Here is a 19,975-nt window from a genome sequence, read left to right as displayed (position 1 = left end):
GGCGGGTGGTCTCCAGGGTGGTGGCGTAGGGGGAGTAGCCGTAGTCGGCCAGCAGAAAGACGACGGGATCAAACCCCCCTTCCTGGCGCACGCGGAACGGTTCGGCGGTCACATAGCCCTGCTGAGCAGAATATTTGTCCAGCAAGAAGGGGGTGAGGCTAAGGTTGTAGGGGCGTTTTTGCTCGTCGCTGAAGCCAAACTTGGCCCGCAGAAAAGGCCAGTAGGTGAGGTTGGCTCCCGGTGACACCCAGATGGGTTTACCCCGCAGATCCTCTAGCCGCTCGATGCCTACCCCCGGATGGGCCAACAAACATTGGGGATCCTTCTGGAAAAAGGCGGCCACTGTTACCACCGGGATCCCGGCTTGCAGGGCAGAAAGGGCATCCGGGCTGGAGCCGAGAACAAAATCTGCCGCCCCCCCCGCCAGCAGTTGCAACACATTGACCGCCGTTCCCCCCATGCGGATTTCCACCTGCAGACCGTAGTCGGCGTAGATGCCGGTGGCCAGGGCTTGGTAAAAGCCGCCGTGTTCGGCCTGGGCGTACCAGTTGGTGACCAGTCGCAAGGGCCGGGATCTGGCCGAAGAGGGGCGGGAGCCCGCTCCTACTGCTAGCAGAGCAGCTCCACTGGCCAAAAAACGCCGCCGCGGCCAAGGCTCTGGAGTTACACCGGACATAGGCAGGGATCCTCAGGCGGCCACGCTTTCAGTATCTCGCAAGTAGACCAGTTTTTCCTCAGGCTGGCCACCCCTTGGAAGAGGAGCTGTTGGGAGGCGTCTTCGATTTATATTTGCAAAGCAAGCGGGATCCCCTTCTTACAAGGGGCAAGATCGACATTCCAAGGGGTAGGGCATGGGCAAGGTGTATCTAGTGGGGGCAGGGCTGGGCGGGCGGGCGGGCCTGACGCAGGGAGCACTGGAGATCCTACGGCAGGCTGAGGCTATCTGGATTGACGAGCTGGTGGATGAGCGTTTGCTGGCGGAGTTACCCTCTCAGGCGCAGGTGTGGCGGCGCTCAGGAGAAGCGAGCTTACAGCAGGGCATCCTCTGGTTAATTCAGCGCTGTCGGGAAGGTAAACAGGTGGTTCACCTTAAGTCGGGGGATCCCTTGATCTTTGGCCGCGCCCGCGAAGAGATCCAAGCCCTTAGGGAGGCGGGCTGTCCCTTTGAGATTTGGCCGGGGTTGTCGTCGGCCCTGGCTGGCCCCCTCTGGGCAGGGATCCCGTTAACGGATAAACACTTGAGCCGCGCTTTTGCCGTTCTCACCGCCCACGAGCTGGAAGCTCTGCCCTGGGGCGCTTTGGCCCAGTTGGATACTTTGGTGATTTTGATGGGATCCCGGCAGCGACAGCACATTGGCGCACGGCTGGTGGAGTCTGGGATCCCGGCAGACCGACCGGTGGCCTTGATCTGGGGGGCGGGGCAAGCAGAGCAGCAGGTGTGGGTGGGCACCTTGGCCGAGCTGCAGCAGGGGGAGAGTCAGGCAAAGTTGCCGGGCCTACTGGTGGTTGGGGAGGTGGTGCGGCTGCGGCAGGACTTTTTGCCGGGGATCCCACCCTTGCCGCCACCGGCTCCTTTGGCAGGCAAGACGATGCTGGTTACCCGTTCCGAGGGGCAATCGCCAGCTTTTTGTGAGTTGCTGCAGGCCCAGGGGGCGCGGGTGCTGGAGATGCCGACCCTGGTGATCCAGCCGCCCACGAGCTGGGATCCCTTGGATACAGCCATTGCCAACCTGGAACAATTCGACTGGCTGCTGCTGACCTCTGCCAATGGAGTGCAGGCTTTCTTTGAGCGGCTGCAGCGGCAGGGGCGAGATAGCCGAGCACTCCACTCCCTGCAAGTGGCGGTGGTGGGATCCAAAACGGCGGCGGTGCTGGCCCAGTACGGCATCCGCCCGGATCTGATGCCCTCTGAGTTTGTGGCCGAGGCCCTGCTGCCCATTTGGCCAGAGCCGGTGCAGGGGCAGCGCATCCTCTTCCCCCGCGTCGAATCCGGAGGACGGGAGGAGCTGGTGCAGGGGCTGCGGCAACGCGGAGCCGAGGTGGTGGAGGTGGCCGCCTACCAGTCGGCCTGTCCGACAGCGGCGGATCCCCAGGTGGTGGAGGCTCTCAAAGATCGCCAGGTGGATATCCTCACCTTTGCCAGCTCCAAAACGGTGCAGCATTTTGCCCATCTCCTACGCCAGGCAGGGCTAGGCCCTGAGGTCTGGGATCCGCCGGTGCAGATTGCGGCCATCGGCCCCAAAACGGCGGCAACCTGCAGGCAGATCTTGGGGCGGGTAGATGTGGTGGCCCAGGAGTACACCCTGGAAGGGCTGGTGGGATCCCTCCTGCAGACTGTCCCCTAGCGGGATAATGGGAGGGCAGTTGGGACGCTGGACACCATGTGGCAGACGGCCAAGCTCTACGAAGACATCCTCTACGAGAAGACCGACGGCATTGCCAAGATCACCATCAACCGCCCCCACAAGCGCAACGCCTTCCGCCCCAAGACCGTTGCCGAGATGATCGATGCCTTTGTAGATGCGCGGGAGGATCCCAAGATTGGAGTCGTGCTCTTGACGGGCGCCGGGCCCCACACGGACGGAAAATATGCCTTCTGCGCCGGCGGGGATCAGAGCGTGCGGGGAGAGGCCGGCTACCTGGACGAGGCGGGGATCCCGCGCCTCAATGTGCTGGATCTGCAGCGCCTCATCCGCTCCTTGCCCAAGGTGGTGATTGCCCTAGTGGCCGGCTACGCCATTGGGGGAGGCCATGTTTTGCATCTCCTCTGCGATCTCACCATTGCCGCCGACAACGCCATCTTTGGCCAGACCGGGCCTCGCGTGGGCAGCTTCGACGGCGGCTTTGGGGCCAGCTACCTGGCGCGGGTGGTGGGGCAGAAGAAAGCGCGCGAAATCTGGTTTCTTTGCCGCCAGTACACCGCAGCGCAAGCCCTGGAGATGGGCCTGGTCAATGCGGTGGTGCCGGTGGAGGAACTAGAAGCCGAAGGGATCCGCTGGGCGCGGGAGATCCTCCAACACAGTCCTCTGGCCATCCGCTGCCTCAAGGCTGCTTTCAACGCCGATTGCGACGGCCAGATGGGACTGCAGGAGCTAGCCGGGGACGCGACACTGCTGTATTACATGACCGAGGAAGCGGCCGAGGGCAAACGGGCTTTTTTGGAGAAGCGCCCCCCCAACTTTCGCCAGTTTCCCTGGCGGCCCTAGGGAGGGATCCTCTGTTGGATCCCTTTTGGATAGGCTGGACTCAGTTCTTGGTCTGGGCCGATGGCTTCCCAAACTCCCCGGCTGCTCTTGGTCGATGGCCACTCCCTGGCCTACCGCTCTTTTTATGCCTTTGCCTACAGCCGCGAGGGGGGCTTGCGCACCTCCACGGGGATCCCGACCAGTGTCAGCTTTGGCTTTTTGAAATCGCTGCTGGAGGTCTTGGAGAAATACCCCCCCACCCATGTAGCTGTTGCCTTTGATACCCGGCAGCCCACCTTTCGCCACGAGGCGGATGAAACCTACAAAGCAGGCCGTCCGGAAACACCGCCGGAGTTCGTTGAGGATGTGGAGAACCTCCAGCAGGTGTTGGCGACGCTGCGCATTCCCATTTTGGCGGTGCCTGGCTTTGAGGCCGACGATATTCTGGGTACTCTCTGTCGGCTTGCTCCCCACGAGTATCGAGTGCAGATCTTAAGCGGCGACCAGGATCTGTTTCAACTCATTGACCGCGAGGGAAGGATTCGGGTTTTGCACCTCAACAGCAAAGATCGCGTCAGCGAATTTGGCCCCCAAGAGGTCAAAGAGAAACTCGGCATCTGGCCTTGGCAGGTGGTCGACTACAAAGCCCTCTGCGGTGACCCTTCCGACAACATTCCCGGTGTCAAGGGGATCGGCCCCAAGCGAGCGGCGGAGCTCTTGCAGCGCTATGGCAGCCTGGAGGAGATTTTCAACCATCTGGGGGAGATCCCTGGCAAAATCCAGCAGTACCTCAGGGAAGGGATCCCAGCAGCCCAGCACTCCCAATTTCTGGCTCGAATTCACTGCGATGTCCCCCTTTCGCCTGACTGGGAGAGCATGAGGTTAACTGGGTTTGACCCAGAGGAAGTGCTGCCGCTGCTGGAGAAATTGGAGTTTCGCAGTTTCATTGCTCAAGTGCGCCAACTGCAGGCCACTTTGGGCGGGATCCCAGCCCAAGCCTCTCAAGCAAGGACAACTTCAAAGGATGGCTCTACCTACGACGAGGCTCTTTGGTTTGATTTTCCCGCTGCTCCCGCTCCCTCTTTGCCAGCAGTGTGCATCGTGGATACAGCGGAGAAATTGGAGCTGTTGCGGCAGGAGCTGTTGGCCTGTTCCGGGATCGTAGCCTGGGACACAGAAACCACGAGTCTGGATCCCCGCGACGCCCAACTGGTGGGGATTGGCTGCTGTTGGTCGGAGCGGGATGTTGCCTATTTGCCCATTGGCCACCGCCAGGGATCCAACTTGGACTGGAACCTAGTCAAACAGAGCCTACAGCCCATTTGGGAGGATCCCAGTCGCCCCAAAAGCCTGCAAAACTGCAAGTATGATCTCAGCATTTTTCGCGCTCATGGCATCCGCCTACAAGGGATCCAATTTGATCCCATGTTGGCTAGCTATGTGCTCAATCCAGAAGCTAGCCACAACTTGGCTGATTTGGCAGCTACCTATCTAAATTTACCCACCACCAGCTATGAAAAGCTGCTGGGCAAAGCAGACTCCATTGCCGATCTGCCCATTGCCAAAGTGGCAGAATATTGCGGAACCGACGCCTACTGCGCCTATCGTTTGGTGCCCATCCTCACCGAAAAGCTGCAACAGACTGACCCACGCCTCTGGAATCTTTTTGTCCAAGTGGAGTTGCCTTTGGCCCATGTTTTGGAAGAAATGGAGTGGGTCGGCATCCGCATCGACACTGAGTTTCTTCGGCAGTTTTCCCAGGAGCTGGAAAAAGAGCTACACAGTCTAGAGCAGAAAGCCTATGCTCAAGCAGGCGAGGTGTTTAACCTCAACTCTCCCAAACAACTGGGATCCCTGCTCTTTGAAAAGCTCAAGCTAGATGTCCGCAAAACTCGCAAGACAGCTACCGGCTACTCCACCGACGCCTCGGTTTTGGAAAAGCTGGAAGGGGATCACCCAGTCATTGAAACCATTCTCCAGTACCGCACCCTGGCCAAGCTCAAATCCACCTATGTGGACGCGCTGCCGGCTCTGGTAAGACGCGATACGGGTAGGGTGCACACCAGCTTCAACCAGACCGTTACTGCCACTGGCCGGCTCAGCTCCTCCAACCCCAATTTGCAAAATATCCCCATCCGCAGCGAGTTTAGCCGCCGCATTCGCCAGGCCTTCGTTCCCCAGGAGGGATGGCTGTTGGCCTCGGCTGACTACTCGCAAATTGAGCTGCGCATCCTGGCCCACCTCAGCCAAGAGCCAACCCTCATCGAGTGCTTTCGCTCTGGGGAAGATGTGCATACCCTTACCGCTCGCTTGCTCTTTGAAAAACAAGAAGTAACCAGCGAAGAACGCCGCCTGGCCAAGACGATTAACTATGGGGTGATCTACGGCATGGGGGCGCAGCGTTTTGCCCGCACTGCCGGCGTCTCTCTAGCGGAGGCGAAGGAATTTTTGCGGCGATTTAACGAGCGCTACGCCGGCGTTTTTGCCTATCTCCGCGCCACCGAAGCCTTTGTGGAAAAGCACGGCTATGTGGAAACCCTTTTAGGCCGCCGTCGCTATTTTCCCAATTTGTCTCAGCTATCCGGCCATCGCAAACAGGCCGAGCTGCGGGCTGCCGTGAACGCCCCCATCCAGGGATCCGCCTCAGACATCATCAAAGTGGCCATGGTGCGCTTGCAGGAAAAGCTGCAGCATTTTCGCTCGCGTTTGCTTTTGCAGGTTCACGACGAGCTGGTGTTTGAAGTAGAGCCCTCCGAATGGCAGGACTTACGGCCCCTCATTCAAAGAGAAATGGAAGAGGCAGTGCCCCTTTCCATACCGCTGGTGGTGGACATTCAAATTGGCCACAACTGGAAGGAGGCCAACTAAGGGATCCCGGCCTCGGAGAAATGTTAAGCTATGTAAAAGTGTGTGAAAGTGTTGGTTATCTCCCTATGGCCGTTGAGATCTACACGTGGCGTTTTTGTCCCTTCTGCATCCGCGCCAAGCAACTGTTGGATCGCAAAGGGGTGAAGTACATCGAATACGCCATCGATGGGGATGAGGCGGCGCGGGCGGAGATGGCCAAGCGGGCCAACGGGCGCCGCTCCGTGCCCCAGATTTTCATCAACAACCAGCACATCGGCGGCTGCGACGACCTCTACGCCCTTGAGGCCCAGGGCAAGCTGGATTTGCTCCTGCAGCAGGCCAGCTAGCTGCCTGCTTTCCTGCTAGCCTGGGCGGGATCCAAACCCGTTAACTTGTGGCTAACCGGCGGCCTGCCTGAGCTGGGCACGGGCTTGTTTGAGCATGGCAATCAGGGTGTGGTGGGCATCTTCAGAATCTTTGAGAGGGTGATCAAAGGGGATGCGCAGCTTCCGCACAGCCCCATCCACCTCCACCTGTAAGTCCATTCCTTCCGCGTCGATGGCCTCCATACGGGCCTGGACCACTCCTTCCACCTGGCCGAAGACCCTGGCGTAGAGGGCCACGGCATCGGCGTGGTCTTCGTTCATGTGCTTGCAGATGCGCTCGCTAACCTGAGGGGTGAGAGGATCGCCCATAGAAGGTGGGAATTGCCAGGTACAGGTTTTAGTCTAGCGGAGTCTTGACCGAAACCTTGGCGGCGCAGATCCCGCTCTTCCCCTTTCCCCCCGTATACGGGGGATGAAAGGGGGGAGAACGCCAATCAAAGAGCTAGTTGAGGGCAGGCTAACGGTTGCCAGGGCCAGCCATATCTCGGTCTAGGTTGCAGCCATCTCCGATCGCCCTCTGGATAGGGTTGAGACGCCTTTGCCAGCTTTGCACCTGGGGATCCGGGCTGAGGCCGTGCTCGAGAAAAAACAGCTTGCCCCCCACCCGCAGCACCCGCCGGATTTCCCCCAAAGCCTTGGCCAAATCGGGGATGCTACACAGGGTCCAGGTGCTGACCACGCTGTCAAAACTCTGGTTCGAAAAAGGCAGCTCTTGGGCGTCCGCCACCAGCCAATCGACGGCGATGGAGGAAGCCGCGATGCGGCGGCGGGCCAGGGATCCCATGCCGGGGTTGGGATCTGCCACTGTAATTTTTTGAATGTGCTCTGGGTAGCAGGCCAGGTTGAGGCCGGTGCCAAAGCCGATCTCCAAGACCGCTCCCCGCACCTGGGCCAGAAGCTGCCGCCGATAGCTCTCCAGACGCTCGCTGGCCAGAGCCCAATCCAGCAACCTCGGAAAAAGCACCTGCCGGTAGAAAGCCTTCATAAGCCGGGCTCAAGAGGTTCGCGATCTATTTTCGGGCCGTTCGAGCGTAGCGGGGTTGGGGGCCAGCTTCAGGGAGTAGAGGCCGTAGCAGGCCAGCAGCCAATTGAGCAGGCGGGCCACCACGCGGGCGGTTGGCCGCGTCGCCGCTCCCACCGCCACTCCTCCCAAGGAAAGGCCGATCACAGGGCGGGCGGCGAAGATGGCCTCACAGGTTGTTAACAGTTGAAACCAACTCAGCCCCCCCGGCTCCGGGTGGTGCACCGCCGGCGCCAAAGAGGGATCCAGCACACTGCAGTCCACCACCAAAAACACCGGCTGCTCCGGCAAAGCCTCCACCACCTGCTGCGGATCCCAGCCATCCTGGGCCCAAAAGATCGGGCTGGCGTGGTTTTTCAGCCAGGCGTAGGCGCGGGCACTGCCGCTGCGCAGCCCCACATGCACCACCGGCAGCCTATGCTGGTAGAGCAACTCCACCCAGGCAGCGTTGCCATAGCCCATATCTTGCTCCGGCTGGGTCATCTCCTCGGGCGGCATCAGGTTGGCATGGGCGCTGCAATGCACCACACTCAGGGCGAGGTAGTGCTTCCAAAGGGCACGAATGGCTCCCCAACTGGCCGCCAAGACCGAAGGCAACAGCACCGGCCACTGTTGTCGTCGCCAAGCCTGAATAACCGCCGCCTCACACATGCCATAGGGCGGCTCATCCACCAGCCCCGGCAACTGCGCCACTGCTATCTCATCCACATTGATCCCCAACCGCGGCTCAAAAGCACACAGCTCAGCACCGGCGTTGAGGATGGCCAGCGGCGCCTGCGTATCTGGGCCAAAGGCAGTGGGAATGAGGACAACCCTGGCGTTGGACTGGGAACTGGGATGGAGGGACCACTGGGCCATGGGCGTCGTTCCTGTTGCAAACGTGGGGCTCTGCCGCCTGCTTCTATGGTGGCTCAGAGAGTAAGCCGGGATCCGCCCGCGCCAGAGCTGGATCTGCTACGAAAAATTACAGTTCGCCGGCAGATCTGGGGTCAAAAATCGGGCCGATGGTACATTCAAAGTGCTCCGCGCCTCAACCCCAAGCGCGGCCCAACAACGCAAACGACGACGAGAAGGTAGGCTATGGCTGTGATGGAAGGCGATCCCCGTCAGGGGGCAAAGTTGCCCCTATTCGGGGGATCCACCGGAGGGCTGTTGAGCGCAGCCGAAACCGAAGAAAAATATGTGATCACCTGGACAGGCAAGCCGGGGCAAGTGTTTGAAATGCCCACCGGCGGCGCCGCCGAGATGGTGGAGGGCAAAAACTACCTCACCTTCGCCCGCAAAGAGCAGTGCCTGGCGCTCGGCGCTCAGTTGATCTCCGAGTTCAAGATCAAGGACTACCAGATCTTCCGCATCCCGGCGGGTGGACAGCCGGAACTGGTGCATCCCAAGGATGGTGTCTTTCCCGAGAAGGTCAACGAGGGGCGCCAGCCCGTCGGCAAGGTGGATCACAACATCGGCAAGAACAAAGAGCCGGTTACCTACAAATTCACCAACGGGAAACCCTGGGACTAATTCCGGCGACCTTTGTCTTTCTGTCTTGTCGGATCCCCTGGCCAGCCCAGGGGATCTTTATTTGTTCGTCTCCACATTTGTTCGTCTCCACTGGCAACCGGTTTGAAAGGGTTCGGCGCTGTTAGCCCTCACCCCCGGCCCCTCTCCCCGAGGGAGAGGGGAGGCGGAAGGTCATGTTGAGAAGAGTCGGATCCTTTGTCGGGCTGCCTTTTGCTAAAAAAAAGCTCCAGCAAAGCATACCTACACGGAACTGTCTAGAGGTGTCTTGACAGCGCCTTTACGAGTCCGTTTATGGACTACGTGAGAATCCCCCGCCTTCAGGCGGGGGAGTGTCAAAACCCGGGATCCCTGACAGGGCCTGGACAAGCCTACTTGGCAACCGCCGCGAAGAACTCCTTGGATTTCACCGGGTCGGGGTTCAGGGTTCTCTGGCCGGGCTGCCAGTTGGCCGGGCAAACTTCATCGGGGTGAGCTTGCACGTACTGGATGGCCTGCAGGGTGCGCAGGGTTTCATCCACGCTGCGGCCAAAGGCCAGGTTGTTGATGGTGGCGTGCTGGATGATCCCTTCCTTGTCGATGATGAACAGGCCGCGCAAAGCCACCCCTGCCGCCGGATCCAGGACATTGTAGGCGGCGCTGATCTCCTTTTTCAGGTCGGAGACCAGCGGATACCTCAGCTCGCCCACCCCTCCGGCTTTGCGGTCGGTCTGAATCCAGGCCAGGTGAGAGTACTCGCTATCCACCGAGACGCCGAGGATCTCCGTGTCCAGCTTGGCAAACTCGTCGTAGCGATCGCTGAAAGCCGTGATCTCCGTCGGGCAGACGAAGGTGAAGTCCAAGGGGTAGAAGAACAGCACCACGTACTTCTTGCCCCGGTAGTCGGAGAGCCTCACCGTCTTAAATTCCATGTCGTAAACGGCAGTGGCCGAAAAATCGGGAGCGGGCTGCCCCACCCGCAGACATCCTTCCTGAGACATCAGTCGACGCTCCTTACGGTAAAGTACAAATGTAAACTAAACCTAACATACCATACTCATAATGACTTTGTCTTACTGGCTGGCTAAGCTGGAGCGCCGCGATCCAGGGGATCCCCATTTCTTTCCGTTTTTCGGCTCTGCCAGGTCAGGGAGTCGGTTGCCATGAGGGTGGCGCTGGAGTTTCTCTACCACTTCTGTTGTGACCGCTGCCGGCGGTGGTGGAGCCCCAGCCAGGGGATCGCCTCTATTGCCCCTACTGTGGCTATCACAATTGCGTGGAGCGCATCGATACCTTTCGCGACGCCGCGCGAGGCAGTTGCCTCACCCGTCCTCCCGATGCCCCCTCTGCCGAGCTGCCCTGCGAGGAAACCGAGGCTCGGCCTCAGGAGCCGGGATCCCCAAGCTGATTCATCCGTTCACTGCATCTGCCAGCCTGTCCAGGTGGGGGTCAGCCTCAGGCAGTGAGGAGTCCAACAAACGGCGGCAGGGGTGGCGCTCTTCCAAAATGGTGGTAGAACAGCAGCAGCTATAAACCTCCAGGTAGTCGTCCGGCTCTGCCTCGAAAATGGCATACTGGCCGGGGAAGAGGGTGCGCTCCCAGTGGCCGGGAATTGTTCGGATGACCTGAACCTGCTGAGAACGGTTGACGAAAACGTATCTTTTCATTGCGTTTTTTTTAATCGCCTTAAGAAAAACTTATTGGCTTTAAGCCAGGCTATCACTCTTGATCCCCAGCCGACAATAGCCAACGGGCAAGACGGGGATCGCTCTTTCTGCTTGACTTTGGCCGATTTGTTTTCTCAGCTTATGAAAGCTGAGGCAAGGGGATCCCGAGAAGAAGCCCGCCTGGTAAACTGAGGGGAAGAGTCTGAAGATATCCTTAATTGGCCTTCATCGTTCCGACATACCAAGGGGGCACGCCGTGGACAACAAGTTGGGGCTAGAGATCATCGAAGTGGTGGAGCAGGCTGCCATCGCCGCCGCCCGTTGGATGGGCAAAGGCGACAACAAGACCGCCGATCAGGTGGCCGTCGAGGCCATGCGGGAGAAACTGAACCAGATCCCCATGCGCGGCCGCATCGTCATTGGGGAGGGAACCCGCGATGAGGCCCCCATGCTCTACATCGGGGAAGAGGTGGGCATCTGTACGCGCCCGGACGCCGAGCAGTTCTGCCGCGTGGAAGAGCTGGTGGAAATCGATATTGCCGTGGATCCCTGCGAAGGCACCAACCTGGTGGCCAAGGGCCAAAACGGCTCCATGGCGGTGCTGGCCATCTCCGAAAAAGGCGGCCTTCTGCACGCGCCGGACATCTACATGCAGAAGCTGGCGGCTCCGCCCCAGGCCAAGGGCAAGGTACATCTCGACTATCCGCCGGAAAAGAATCTTCAGATTATCGCCGAAAGCCTGGATCGGGAGGTCTCCGATCTGACGGTGGTGGTCATGGACCGCAAGCGCCACGTCGATCTCATTCGCCAAATCCGGGAGGCGGGGGCGCGGGTAAAGCTGATTACCGACGGCGACATCTCGGCGGCCCTCTCGGCAGGCTTCAACGGCACCGGCATCCACGCCCTGATGGGGATCGGGGCAGCCCCAGAGGGGGTGATCTCGGCGGCGGCGCTGCGCTGCCTCGGCGCCCACTTCCAAGGTCGGCTGATCTACGACCCCGAGGTGGTGCAGGCGGGCACCTACCTGCCGCCGGTGGAAGAGACACGACGGCAACTGAAAGAACAGGGCATCGAGGATCCCGACAAGGTGTGGGAATGCGAAGAGCTAGCCAGCGGCAAGGAAGTCCTCTTTGCGGCCACCGGGATTACTGATGGCGACCTGATGCGCGGGGTGCGTTTCTTCGGCGGCGGGGCACGCACCGAGACCTTGGTGATCTCCAGCCAGTCGCGCACGGTGCGCTTTGTGGATACCATCCATATGAAAGACGGCCAACAGCCCCGCAGCCTGCAACTGCGCTGACGGATCCCCGGCCCGACATCTCCCTCGGCAAGGGCGGCTTTCCTCTGGCGAAGGTCGCTCTTGTCCTTTGGGAAGTTAAGAAATCTATCAGTCAGTCGCCCGAAAAAACGTAATAACTCTTCAGCAAAATCCTGCAAAACCGGCTCGATACTGTTCTTAGGGTTTAGGTAGGCTGAGAAAAGTTACCTAAGCTTGCTGCAGCCGAGACAAGGCAATCCCTTGACATCGGTCTTGCCTTCCTTGTCCTAGCTAGGTGAGTTTGCTTTTGTTCATAGTTTCTGTTTTTAATAACTGTTGCTGTACAGACGACGGAGAGGCATGTTTATCGCGGTTGTCGGTCTTAGCCATCGCACAGCTCCTGTGGAGATCCGGGAGCGCCTCAGCATTCCCGAGGCCGAGGTGGGGGAGCGGATCCAGCAGCTCCGTGCCCACCCCCACATTGAGGAAGCGGCGATCCTCAGCACCTGTAACCGGCTGGAGGTCTACATCGTCACTCCAGAAATGGAAAGTGGTGTCCGACAGACGATGCAGTTCTTGGCCGAGGCGAAAGGGATCCCGCTGCCCCAACTGCGCCCGCACCTGTTTACGCTGCTCTACCAGGATGCGGTGACGCACCTGATGCGGGTGGCCGCCGGGCTGGACAGCTTGGTATTAGGGGAAGGGCAGATCCTGTCGCAAGTGAAAAAAGCGCAGCAACTGGGCCAGGCCTGCAACGGCATGGATCGCATCCTCAACCGCCTCTTCAAGGCGGCCATCACCGCCGGCAAGCGCATCCGCACCGAGACGGGGATCGGCACTGGCGCCATGTCCATCAGCTCGGCAGCGGTGGAGTTGGCCTTGCAGGAGCAGGGATCCCTTTCTCAGGGCAAGGTGACCGTGGTGGGGGCGGGGAAAATGGCTCGCCTGTTGGTGCAGCACCTCTTGGCCAAAGGGGCGGTGGATATCACCGTGGTCAACCGCTCCTTGGAGCGGGCAGAAGCGCTGGCCAAGCAATTTGAGCAGCCAATTCAAGTATTGCCTTGGGAGTCGCTGCTGAGTAGCATAGCGGAGTCCAACCTGGTCTTCACCAGCACCGGCGCCACCCAGCCCATCCTCACCTACGAGCAACTGGCGGGGGTGCTGCAGCCGGATCAGCCGCTGCTGTTGGTGGACATCTCGGTGCCCCGCAACATCGATCCCGGCGTGGAAAAGCTAAGAGGGGTACAGGTGTTCAACGTGGATCACCTCTCCCGTATCGTGGAAGAAAACCGCGCCCAACGGCAAAAGCTGGCCCTGGCCGCCGAAGCCTTGGTGGAAGAAGAAGTAGAACAGTTTATGGAGTGGTGGCGCTCCTTGGAGACGGTGCCCACCATTTCCAGCCTGCGCCACAAGGTGGAGTCCATCCGCGAGCAGGAGATGGAAAAAGCCCTCTCCCGCCTGGGCAAAGACTTCGCCGAAAAGCACCTGGAGGTCATCGAGGCGCTCACCCGCGGCATTGTCAACAAGATCCTGCATGATCCCATGGTGCAACTGAGGGCCCAGCGGGACATCGAGGCGCGGCGCAGGGCTATGCAAATTCTGCAGGAGCTGTTTAACCTCGATCCAATGCCGTTTCAGGCGCAGCAGGAGCGCTAGGGATCCCCAGGGGGTGAAGTGGGGTCAGGTGTTGAAGAATTGTAACAGCTCTCTCATCTCAGGGGGAGAGCTGCCCTTAGGATACAAAACGTAAGCGCTGGGAGTTGGGGGCATGTTCGGACAGTACGAAGTGTTTGTGCAGTTGCTGCTGTTGGCCTTGATCGTCCTGGCAGGGCCAGCGGTCATTCTGCTGCTTTACCTGCGCGGCGCCGATATGTAGGCGAGCCAGGCTGGTTGCCGGCGCAGTTGACAGAACCCCCTGAGCAGCCCCTGTCGGCATCGACCAGGGAGTTCGGCTTGTTTCTTTGTTATCTCTTAATGTAACGCTTCTTTGCGCTACAGTTATAGAGACAGCCCTAGGGCAAACTCGCCTGTAGGGCAATACTTTATGGGTTGATTATTTATGTCACTCCCCATCCGCAACGTCGCCATCATCGCCCACGTCGACCACGGCAAAACCACACTTGTGGACGCCCTGTTGCGCCAGGCGGGCACCTTCCGCGAGGGAGAGGACATTCCCGCCTGCGTGCTGGACTGCAACACGCTGGAGCGGGAGCGGGGCATCACCATCCTGGCCAAAAATACAGCCGTCCGCTACGGCGAAACCCTGATCAACATTGTCGATACCCCCGGCCACGCCGACTTCGGCGGGGAGGTGGAGCGGGTGCTGGGCATGGTGGAGGGCTGTCTGTTGGTTGTGGACGCCAACGAAGGCCCGATGCCGCAAACCCGCTTTGTGCTGCGCAAGGCGTTGGAAAAAGGCCTGCGCCCGCTCGTAGTGGTCAACAAAATCGACCGCCCTCGCGCCGAGCCCTACAAAGTTGTCGACAAGGTTCTGGATCTGTTTTTGGAGCTGGGGGCAGACGAAGACCAGTGCGATTTCCCTTACCTCTTTGCCTCGGGGCTGCAGGGCTTTGCCCTGGAAGAAGCCGACCTGAAAGTCTTTTTGGAAGGGAGGTACAGCGGCCCCTTGGACATGAAGCCCCTCTTTGAAGCCATCCTCAAGCATGTCCCACCGCCGATTGGGGATCCGGCCAAGCCGCTGCAACTACAGGTCACCACGCTGGAGTACTCGGAGTACTTGGGCCGGATCGTGATCGGCAAGATCCACAACGGCACCATCCGCCTTGGGGATCAGTTGGCGGTGGTCAAAGAAGATGGGTCGATTGCCAAGGGCAAGGTAACCAAGCTGTTTGGCTTCCAGGGCTTGCAGCGTGTTGAGCTGACCGAGGCTACTGCCGGCCATATCGTCGCCGTGGCGGGGTTTGCCGAGGCCAACATCGGCTACACCCTCACCTCTCCCGAAAACCCGCAGGCCCTGCCGCTCATTAAGGTGGACGAGCCGACGTTGCAGGTGATGATCTGCGTCAACGACTCTCCCTTTGCCGGCCAGGAGGGCACCTTTGTTACTTCGCGGCAATTGCGGGAGCGCCTGCTGCGGGAGCTAGAAACCAACGTGGCGCTGCGGGTGGAAGAAACCGACTCCCCCGATTGCTTTTTGGTCTCCGGGCGGGGCGAGCTGCACCTGGGCATTTTGCTGGAGACCATGCGGCGGGAGGGCTACGAGTTTCAGGTGGGGCAGCCGAAGGTGATCTTCCGCGAGGTAAATGGCCAGCCCTACGAGCCCTACGAGTGCTTGGTGCTGGATGTGCCGGAATCCACGGTGGGCGCCTGCATTGAACGGCTGGGGCAGCGGCGGGGAGAGATGCAGAACATGATGGTAGGCGCGGACGGACGGGCCCAGTTGGAGTTCGTCATCCCGGCGAGGGGGCTCATTGGCTTTCGCAGCGAGTTTGTCCGCATCACCCGCGGCGAGGGGATCATGAGCCACAGCTTTTTGGAGTACCGTCCCCTGACGCCGGGGATCGAGACCCGCCGCAACGGCGTGCTGATCGCCTTTGAAGAGGGGGTGGCCACCACCTATGCCCTGAAAAATGCGGAAGACCGAGGGGTGTTCTTTATTACGCCAGGTACCCGCGTTTACAAGGGCATGATCGTGGGCGAGCACAACCGGCCGCAGGACTTGGAGTTGAACGTCTGTAAAACCAAGCAACTGACCAACCACCGCGCTGCCGGCGGGGAGGAGCTGGTGCATTTGCAGGCGCCGGTGGAGATGAACCTGGAGCGGGCGCTGGAGTACATCGGCGAGGACGAGCTGGTGGAGGTTACACCGAAGTCGGTGCGGCTGCGCAAGGCGCAGTTGACGGCCTCTCGCCGCTAGCGGTCGGCTCCTACCGTCGCAGGTAGAAGCGCAGGTTGGGAAAAGAGAAGGCCCCCCAGACGCCGAACAAGACGACTCCCAGGCCGAACAACGCCAGCCACAGGCGGGGACGGCTGTGGAGCTGCTGGGATCCCGCCTGGACGTAGGCCAGATCCACCCAGGCGGTGTTGCCGCGGCGGAACCAGCCCACCACCTTGACGCGCTGACCCATGAGGGCGCGGAGCCGCTTCAGGCCGGAAAAGACATTGCCCACCGGCCCCAGGGGAGAGGTGAAGCGCAGCGGCATCAGCCCAGTGGCATCTTGCAGCTTCAGCTCTGCCCCCAGTTGGTAGCCAGCCTGTCCCAGCCCCACCAATTCCCCATCCAACTCCACCGGCTGGCTGCGGCAGGGATCCGCCTCGGGATCGGCCAGCAAGTGCAGCACATCGGTCGGCTGGGGCGACAGGGATCCGCGGTACATCAAGACCGCCTTGGATCCCAGGCCCAGGCCATAGCCCACCACCGCTGTTGCCGCAATCACCTTGGGATCGAGGCGATCTGGCAGCGCCAGATAGAGGATCAGCCCCAGGAGCCAGCCAATTACCATCCCGCTCACTTCGGCAGCATAGATAGCCAGATCCAGCCAGAAGCGGCTTTGCAGACGGGCCCCATCCAACTTGGGTCCGGATCCCAGGCTCAACTCTGGCAGCAGGCGCAGCCGTTGGGCATACCCCGCCAAGACCTGGAAGCGGTGCCCCAGCAACGGATGGCTGGAGTTGACCTGCATCCAGCGGGCCCAGGGGTTGAGCTGATCCCAGAGAAAGACTTGGCCGGCTTGGGCGGGATCCCGCAGGCGGCTGGCGGCACTGGCGGCGGCGGTGGTTTTGAAGTCCAAGAAGCTGAAGAGGCGGGTGCAGTGCAGCAGCGAAGAGGGGCGGCGGTCGTTTTTGTGGGCCTCCTGCAGGCCGGCAGCCGCTTTGAGCAGAGCGGCCATCAGACCGTTGGGATTGCCCGTCGCTTCCACTGCAAAATGGTCGGCGTGGTAGGTGCCGAGGCGACAGAGAAAAAACAGGGGATAGGAGAGCACCGTGTAGATCAGGTAGAGCAGCGGAGCCACATGCCCGATCAGATCCCGCCGCTTGTTTGCCAGTTGGCTCACCTGCTCCAGGGCCAAGTAAACCAGTTGAACGGGGGATCCCAGTAGGGTCAGGATCAAGATGTCGCCGTTGAGGATGCGCCCCAGGGCTTGGGCATAGACGGCGGCAATCTCATCCGGGGCAAGCTGCTGCAACAGGGCCTGGGTGACCACGATGCGGCCGCCGTCGGGAAGCGTGCCATAGACAAAAGCCAGCGGCCCCCCTTCCGGGATCACCCCCAGCCGAGGCAGTTTTAGCTGTTTTTGGGCGCAGAGGCGCTGCAGCAGACGGGCAGTCTCGGGACTGTGGCGCTCGATTTCCCCCAAGGTGGCCCAGCGCAGCTTGTGCAGCCGCCGGTGCAGGTGATCCATCAGCCAGGGGGCAAAAAACAAAAGGCCGACGCCAAAGTTGACCGCCAGGCTGCCGGCTACCAACCAGCGCAGGCCATTGCGCAGCCAGGGCAGCAACCCCTGCAAAAACCAAAGCTGCCGCGGAAAACTCAGCCGGCCAAAATCCAGATGGCTGCCTACCAACGCAAAGCTCAGCCACCAAAGGAAGACAATGCCCACCCCCAGGGATCCCCACTTGGCCCAATGCAGGGGGCCGGCCCGCTCCGGCAGGGGGATCTTCATACCCAGTTGGGCGGCCCGTTGACGGGTGGACAGGGATCCCGCTCCAGGAGACGGCTCCTCTGGGGGAGCAGAACGCGGTTCGACAGGTTTGGCGGACGGAGCAGCCAGGGACTCTGTTGCAGTGGGCAGGCGAAGCAAGATCTTCTTGGCCCAGCCTTGCGCCTGGGGGTTGGGGTGTTGCAGCAGCTCTAGGCAGAGGGACCGTGCCTTCTCCGTCTGGCCCAACTGGTGGTAGGCCCGCACCAGGTTCATTTGGGCTTCCAGGGCTTCGCCGTCAGATGAGTCTGCCGGGATCCCTAATGCTTTGTCCTGCTGACGGGATTGGGCCAGGTAGCCTTCAAAAAGTTGGATGGCCTCTTGAAGGCGGCCCTGCCGCAGGGCTTCCTTGCCCGCCTGGACGGCATCGGGGATCATCGGCTTGCTCCTTGCCTGGTAGGGTCTGCTTCTGGAGATCGGTTGGATCCATCTGCTCCCCCAGCTTACTCAGGGATCCAACCCCGAGAGACTGGATCCCCCCTAAAGGGGGTAGCAGAGCAAGCGCCGCCGCAAGCGATCCAGAGCCGTCTGGGCGCTCCACCAACGCACCCCCTCTCTGCCGCGCAGGCTGCCAAACCGGTACTCGTGTACTTCCACCTTCCCTTGCGGATCCGCCAAACCCAGATACACAAGACCGACTGGCTTGGTGGATGTTCCCCTCTGGGCCGGCAATGCCGGTAATGCTCAGGGCCCAGTCGGAGCCGAGGACTTGCTTGGCCCCCAGGGCCATCTGGGCCGCCACCGGCTCGCTCACGGCCCCGTGCTGCCGCAGCGTCTCTGGATCCACCCGCAAAAGCTGCTCCTTGATGCGGTTGTCGTAGGCAACAATCCCGCCGACAAAATAGCGGGGCTGCCCGGGATCCGGTCACCAACTGCCCCAGCAGCCCGCCGGTGCAGGATTCTGCCACCGCCAGAGTTTGACCCCGTTGCAGCAACAGCTCCCCCACCACACCGGCCAAGGTGGCGTCATCGCTGCCGAAGTAGTCTTCTCCAGAAATCTGTAAAATCTGCTCCACCACCGGGGCGATCAAGGCTTGGGCCTCTTCACGACTGGGAGCACGTCCGGTAACCCGCAGGCGTACCTCCCCCTGGCTGGCGTAGGGAGCCACCGTAGGGTTTTCCCCCGCCAACAGGGATCCCAGCCGTTCGGCCAGCGTCGATTCGGGAATGCCCCAATAGCGCAGTACCCGGCTGTAGAACACCTCTTTTCCCCAGCCGATGGAGCGCAGATAAGGCACGGCGGTCTCCCGCCACATGTGTTGCATCTCCCGCGGCACCCCAGGGAAGGTGAGAATGTGCAGGTCGGGCCGGGGCTGCCAGATGAGGCCACAGGCGCTGCCAAGCGGGTTGGGCAACACCCTCGCTCCCCGGGGCAGAAAAGCCTGCTTGCGATTGCTCGGCGAGGGCACAAGGCCCCGCTGCCCGTACTTTTGCAGGATCTCTTCCCACACTTGGGGGTGCTCCACCATCTCCGCCCCAAAAAAGGAAGCCAGCGCCTCATGGGTGAGATCGTCCGGCGTCGGCCCCAAACCCCCGGTGATCAGAATCAAGCTGGAACGACCACAGGCCACCTCCAGCGCGTGGTGAATGCGGGCCTCGTTATCCCCCACCACCGTTTGGTAATAGTGGGGGATCCCCAGTTGCGCCAACTCGGCTGCCAAGTACTGGGCATTGGTATTGGTGATCTCTCCCAAAAGCAATTCTGTGCCGATGCAGAGGATCTCAGCCCCTTGGGGAATAGCAGTTTGCGGTGGGATCATGCTTGGCCTCGAGCTCAGCTCAGCCGCAAGAGAAGTATACAAGCAGGGAGGTCTCGGCCTCCCTGCGCGCCCCCAGATTTTGGGCTTGCAGTTGGCCATTCCAAATGGCGGTGAGACAACCGGCAAGTTTCCATCTCCGGCGCCGGCAAAAAGATTGGGGGACGAGATGTATCCAACAGCACAACAGCGACAGACGCTGCAGCAGTGGTTGGGAACAGCTCGGTTTGTTTATAACCGCACCCTAGATTTTCTGAAGTCTTTAGAAGGCGAGCGTCCACCTGGATGCAAGTAGCTACTCACCACATCTTGCCTTCTCTACCAGATTGGGCGAAGGCAGTCCCGTACCAAACCAGAAAGTGGCAGTCATTGTTTGCGTTGGCCCATTCAAGACTTGCGGGATGAGCGCCAAGGCGGCCAGGTTCTGGGTGGACAACTTTGACATTTATTCTTTGACATTTTCTTTGACATTATTTGACATTGTTTATTGTCTTGGTTTATTGTCTTGCTGCTCAAGTTTCAGACCTCCAAGATAGCGGTCAGAAAGCAGCGCCAGCTACATGCCAAGACGGTGCGCTTGCTACTGGTGGGCGCGTAGTGCGTTCCAGGAACGGCCAGAGGCTGTGGCTGAGCAGTACGGGAAACAAGCATTGACATCCTCCCCGGCCTGAAGGCCGGAGATTCCTACCACGCTACGCATGGA

The 19,975-nt window shown here is 60.5% G+C and carries 18 protein-coding genes and 1 pseudogene; 11 read left to right on the top strand and 8 right to left on the bottom strand.

All coding sequences use genetic code 11. The annotated features are described in order from the left end of the window. A partial coding sequence (locus NW846_RS11140; RefSeq protein WP_414516013.1) for an ABC transporter substrate-binding protein occupies window positions 1-676 on the bottom strand: 676 nt, incomplete at its 3' end. Window positions 677-851: 175 nt separating this feature from the next. On the opposite strand from NW846_RS11140, the gene cobA reads away from it, so the two are divergent. The 4 genes from cobA to grxC all read left to right on the top strand — a co-directional run bounded on the left by cobA (window position 852) and on the right by grxC (window position 6,379). After that, on the top strand, window positions 852-2,345 hold the full coding sequence (cobA, locus tag NW846_RS11135) for a uroporphyrinogen-III C-methyltransferase (protein ID WP_414516011.1): 1,494 nt from the start codon (window positions 852-854) through the stop codon (window positions 2,343-2,345). A gap of 36 nt (window positions 2,346-2,381) precedes the next feature. Beyond that, a complete protein-coding gene (menB, locus tag NW846_RS11130; protein WP_414346925.1) occupies window positions 2,382-3,206 on the top strand; it encodes a 1,4-dihydroxy-2-naphthoyl-CoA synthase in 825 nt (274 codons plus the stop codon). Between the two features lie 60 nt (window positions 3,207-3,266). Further along, window positions 3,267-6,053, top strand: a complete 2,787-nt coding sequence (gene polA, locus NW846_RS11125) for a DNA polymerase I (RefSeq protein ID WP_414346926.1) — start codon at window positions 3,267-3,269, stop codon at window positions 6,051-6,053. 65 nt (window positions 6,054-6,118) lie between these two features. Further along, entirely contained in the window at window positions 6,119-6,379 is a 261-nt protein-coding gene (gene grxC, locus NW846_RS11120; protein ID WP_011429436.1) for a glutaredoxin 3, read from the top strand. A gap of 51 nt (window positions 6,380-6,430) precedes the next feature. On the opposite strand, the gene NW846_RS11115 is transcribed toward grxC, so the two are convergent. The 3 genes from NW846_RS11115 to NW846_RS11105 all read right to left on the bottom strand — a co-directional run bounded on the left by NW846_RS11115 (window position 6,431) and on the right by NW846_RS11105 (window position 8,297). Beyond that, window positions 6,431-6,727 carry a DUF2470 domain-containing protein gene (locus tag NW846_RS11115; RefSeq protein ID WP_011429437.1) on the bottom strand — a complete coding sequence of 99 codons (297 nt, stop codon included), beginning with the start codon at window positions 6,725-6,727 and terminating at the stop codon, window positions 6,431-6,433. Between the two features lie 148 nt (window positions 6,728-6,875). Further along, window positions 6,876-7,403, bottom strand: coding sequence for a class I SAM-dependent methyltransferase (locus tag NW846_RS11110; RefSeq protein WP_011429438.1), 528 nt, complete (start codon window positions 7,401-7,403; stop codon window positions 6,876-6,878). A gap of 9 nt (window positions 7,404-7,412) precedes the next feature. Continuing rightward, window positions 7,413-8,297 carry an arginase family protein gene (locus tag NW846_RS11105; protein ID WP_011429439.1) on the bottom strand — a complete coding sequence of 295 codons (885 nt, stop codon included), beginning with the start codon at window positions 8,295-8,297 and terminating at the stop codon, window positions 7,413-7,415. 222 nt (window positions 8,298-8,519) lie between these two features. Here NW846_RS11105 and NW846_RS11100 point away from each other — a divergent pair, with 222 nt between their 5' ends. Beyond that, window positions 8,520-8,954 (top strand): photosystem I reaction center subunit II PsaD, encoded by a 435-nt coding sequence (locus NW846_RS11100; protein WP_369781438.1) that lies wholly within the window; start codon window positions 8,520-8,522, stop codon window positions 8,952-8,954. Window positions 8,955-9,322: 368 nt separating this feature from the next. Here NW846_RS11100 and NW846_RS11095 read toward each other — a convergent pair whose 3' ends face one another. Continuing rightward, the gene (locus tag NW846_RS11095; protein WP_011429441.1) at window positions 9,323-9,931 is read right to left on the bottom strand and encodes a peroxiredoxin; all 609 of its coding nucleotides are present in this window, start codon (window positions 9,929-9,931) and stop codon (window positions 9,323-9,325) included. Between the two features lie 215 nt (window positions 9,932-10,146). On the opposite strand from NW846_RS11095, the gene NW846_RS11090 reads away from it, so the two are divergent. Continuing rightward, a complete protein-coding gene (locus NW846_RS11090; protein ID WP_414346927.1) occupies window positions 10,147-10,338 on the top strand; it encodes a hypothetical protein in 192 nt (63 codons plus the stop codon). 1 nt (window position 10,339) lies between these two features. Here the strand turns inward: NW846_RS11090 and NW846_RS11085 are convergent, their stop codons facing one another. Further along, window positions 10,340-10,597, bottom strand: coding sequence for a DUF1830 domain-containing protein (locus tag NW846_RS11085; protein ID WP_011429444.1), 258 nt, complete (start codon window positions 10,595-10,597; stop codon window positions 10,340-10,342). A gap of 256 nt (window positions 10,598-10,853) precedes the next feature. On the opposite strand from NW846_RS11085, the gene glpX reads away from it, so the two are divergent. The 4 genes from glpX (at window position 10,854) to typA (ending at window position 15,732) form a co-directional block, all read left to right on the top strand. Further along, window positions 10,854-11,897 (top strand): class II fructose-bisphosphatase, encoded by a 1,044-nt coding sequence (gene glpX / locus NW846_RS11080; protein ID WP_011429446.1) that lies wholly within the window; start codon window positions 10,854-10,856, stop codon window positions 11,895-11,897. Between the two features lie 318 nt (window positions 11,898-12,215). Next, window positions 12,216-13,511, top strand: coding sequence for a glutamyl-tRNA reductase (locus NW846_RS11075; protein ID WP_011429447.1), 1,296 nt, complete (start codon window positions 12,216-12,218; stop codon window positions 13,509-13,511). A 112-nt stretch (window positions 13,512-13,623) separates the two neighbouring features. Continuing rightward, the gene (gene psb30, locus NW846_RS11070) at window positions 13,624-13,731 is read left to right on the top strand and encodes a photosystem II reaction center protein Ycf12/Psb30 (protein WP_011429448.1); all 108 of its coding nucleotides are present in this window, start codon (window positions 13,624-13,626) and stop codon (window positions 13,729-13,731) included. 183 nt (window positions 13,732-13,914) lie between these two features. Beyond that, window positions 13,915-15,732 carry a translational GTPase TypA gene (gene typA, locus NW846_RS11065; protein WP_414346928.1) on the top strand — a complete coding sequence of 606 codons (1,818 nt, stop codon included), beginning with the start codon at window positions 13,915-13,917 and terminating at the stop codon, window positions 15,730-15,732. A 10-nt stretch (window positions 15,733-15,742) separates the two neighbouring features. On the opposite strand, the gene NW846_RS11060 is transcribed toward typA, so the two are convergent. Next, entirely contained in the window at window positions 15,743-17,893 is a 2,151-nt protein-coding gene (locus NW846_RS11060) for a M48 family metalloprotease (protein ID WP_414516007.1), read from the bottom strand. Window positions 17,894-17,995: 102 nt separating this feature from the next. Further along, window positions 17,996-19,275: pseudogene (locus tag NW846_RS11055) on the bottom strand (competence/damage-inducible protein A). Between NW846_RS11055 and NW846_RS11050 the strand changes: the two are divergent. Further along, complete coding sequence (locus tag NW846_RS11050) at window positions 19,226-19,567, top strand: helix-turn-helix domain-containing protein (protein ID WP_083757654.1); 342 nt, start codon at window positions 19,226-19,228, stop codon at window positions 19,565-19,567. The pseudogene NW846_RS11055 and the gene NW846_RS11050 overlap by 50 nt on opposite strands. Window positions 19,568-19,975 lie beyond the last annotated feature (408 nt).

The sequence above is a fragment of the Synechococcus sp. W60.3 genome, from assembly GCF_047502615.1.
In the GTDB taxonomy this organism is placed as follows: Bacteria; Cyanobacteriota; Cyanobacteriia; order Thermostichales; family Thermostichaceae; genus Thermostichus.
This window is presented reverse-complemented; position numbering and strand designations above follow the sequence as displayed.

Coding starts and splice junctions, on each gene's coding strand:
- cobA (WP_414516011.1), top strand. CDS start 852: ATGGGCAAGGTGTATCTAGTGGGGGCAGGGCTGGGCGGGCGGGCGGGC.
- menB (WP_414346925.1), top strand. CDS start 2,382: ATGTGGCAGACGGCCAAGCTCTACGAAGACATCCTCTACGAGAAGACC.
- polA (WP_414346926.1), top strand. CDS start 3,267: ATGGCTTCCCAAACTCCCCGGCTGCTCTTGGTCGATGGCCACTCCCTG.
- grxC (WP_011429436.1), top strand. CDS start 6,119: ATGGCCGTTGAGATCTACACGTGGCGTTTTTGTCCCTTCTGCATCCGC.
- NW846_RS11115 (WP_011429437.1), bottom strand. CDS start 6,727: ATGGGCGATCCTCTCACCCCTCAGGTTAGCGAGCGCATCTGCAAGCAC.
- NW846_RS11110 (WP_011429438.1), bottom strand. CDS start 7,403: ATGAAGGCTTTCTACCGGCAGGTGCTTTTTCCGAGGTTGCTGGATTGG.
- NW846_RS11105 (WP_011429439.1), bottom strand. CDS start 8,297: ATGGCCCAGTGGTCCCTCCATCCCAGTTCCCAGTCCAACGCCAGGGTT.
- NW846_RS11100 (WP_369781438.1), top strand. CDS start 8,520: ATGGCTGTGATGGAAGGCGATCCCCGTCAGGGGGCAAAGTTGCCCCTA.
- NW846_RS11095 (WP_011429441.1), bottom strand. CDS start 9,931: ATGTCTCAGGAAGGATGTCTGCGGGTGGGGCAGCCCGCTCCCGATTTT.
- NW846_RS11085 (WP_011429444.1), bottom strand. CDS start 10,597: ATGAAAAGATACGTTTTCGTCAACCGTTCTCAGCAGGTTCAGGTCATC.
- NW846_RS11075 (WP_011429447.1), top strand. CDS start 12,216: ATGTTTATCGCGGTTGTCGGTCTTAGCCATCGCACAGCTCCTGTGGAG.
- psb30 (WP_011429448.1), top strand. CDS start 13,624: ATGTTCGGACAGTACGAAGTGTTTGTGCAGTTGCTGCTGTTGGCCTTG.
- typA (WP_414346928.1), top strand. CDS start 13,915: ATGTCACTCCCCATCCGCAACGTCGCCATCATCGCCCACGTCGACCAC.
- NW846_RS11060 (WP_414516007.1), bottom strand. CDS start 17,893: ATGATCCCCGATGCCGTCCAGGCGGGCAAGGAAGCCCTGCGGCAGGGC.
- NW846_RS11050 (WP_083757654.1), top strand. CDS start 19,226: ATGCAGAGGATCTCAGCCCCTTGGGGAATAGCAGTTTGCGGTGGGATC.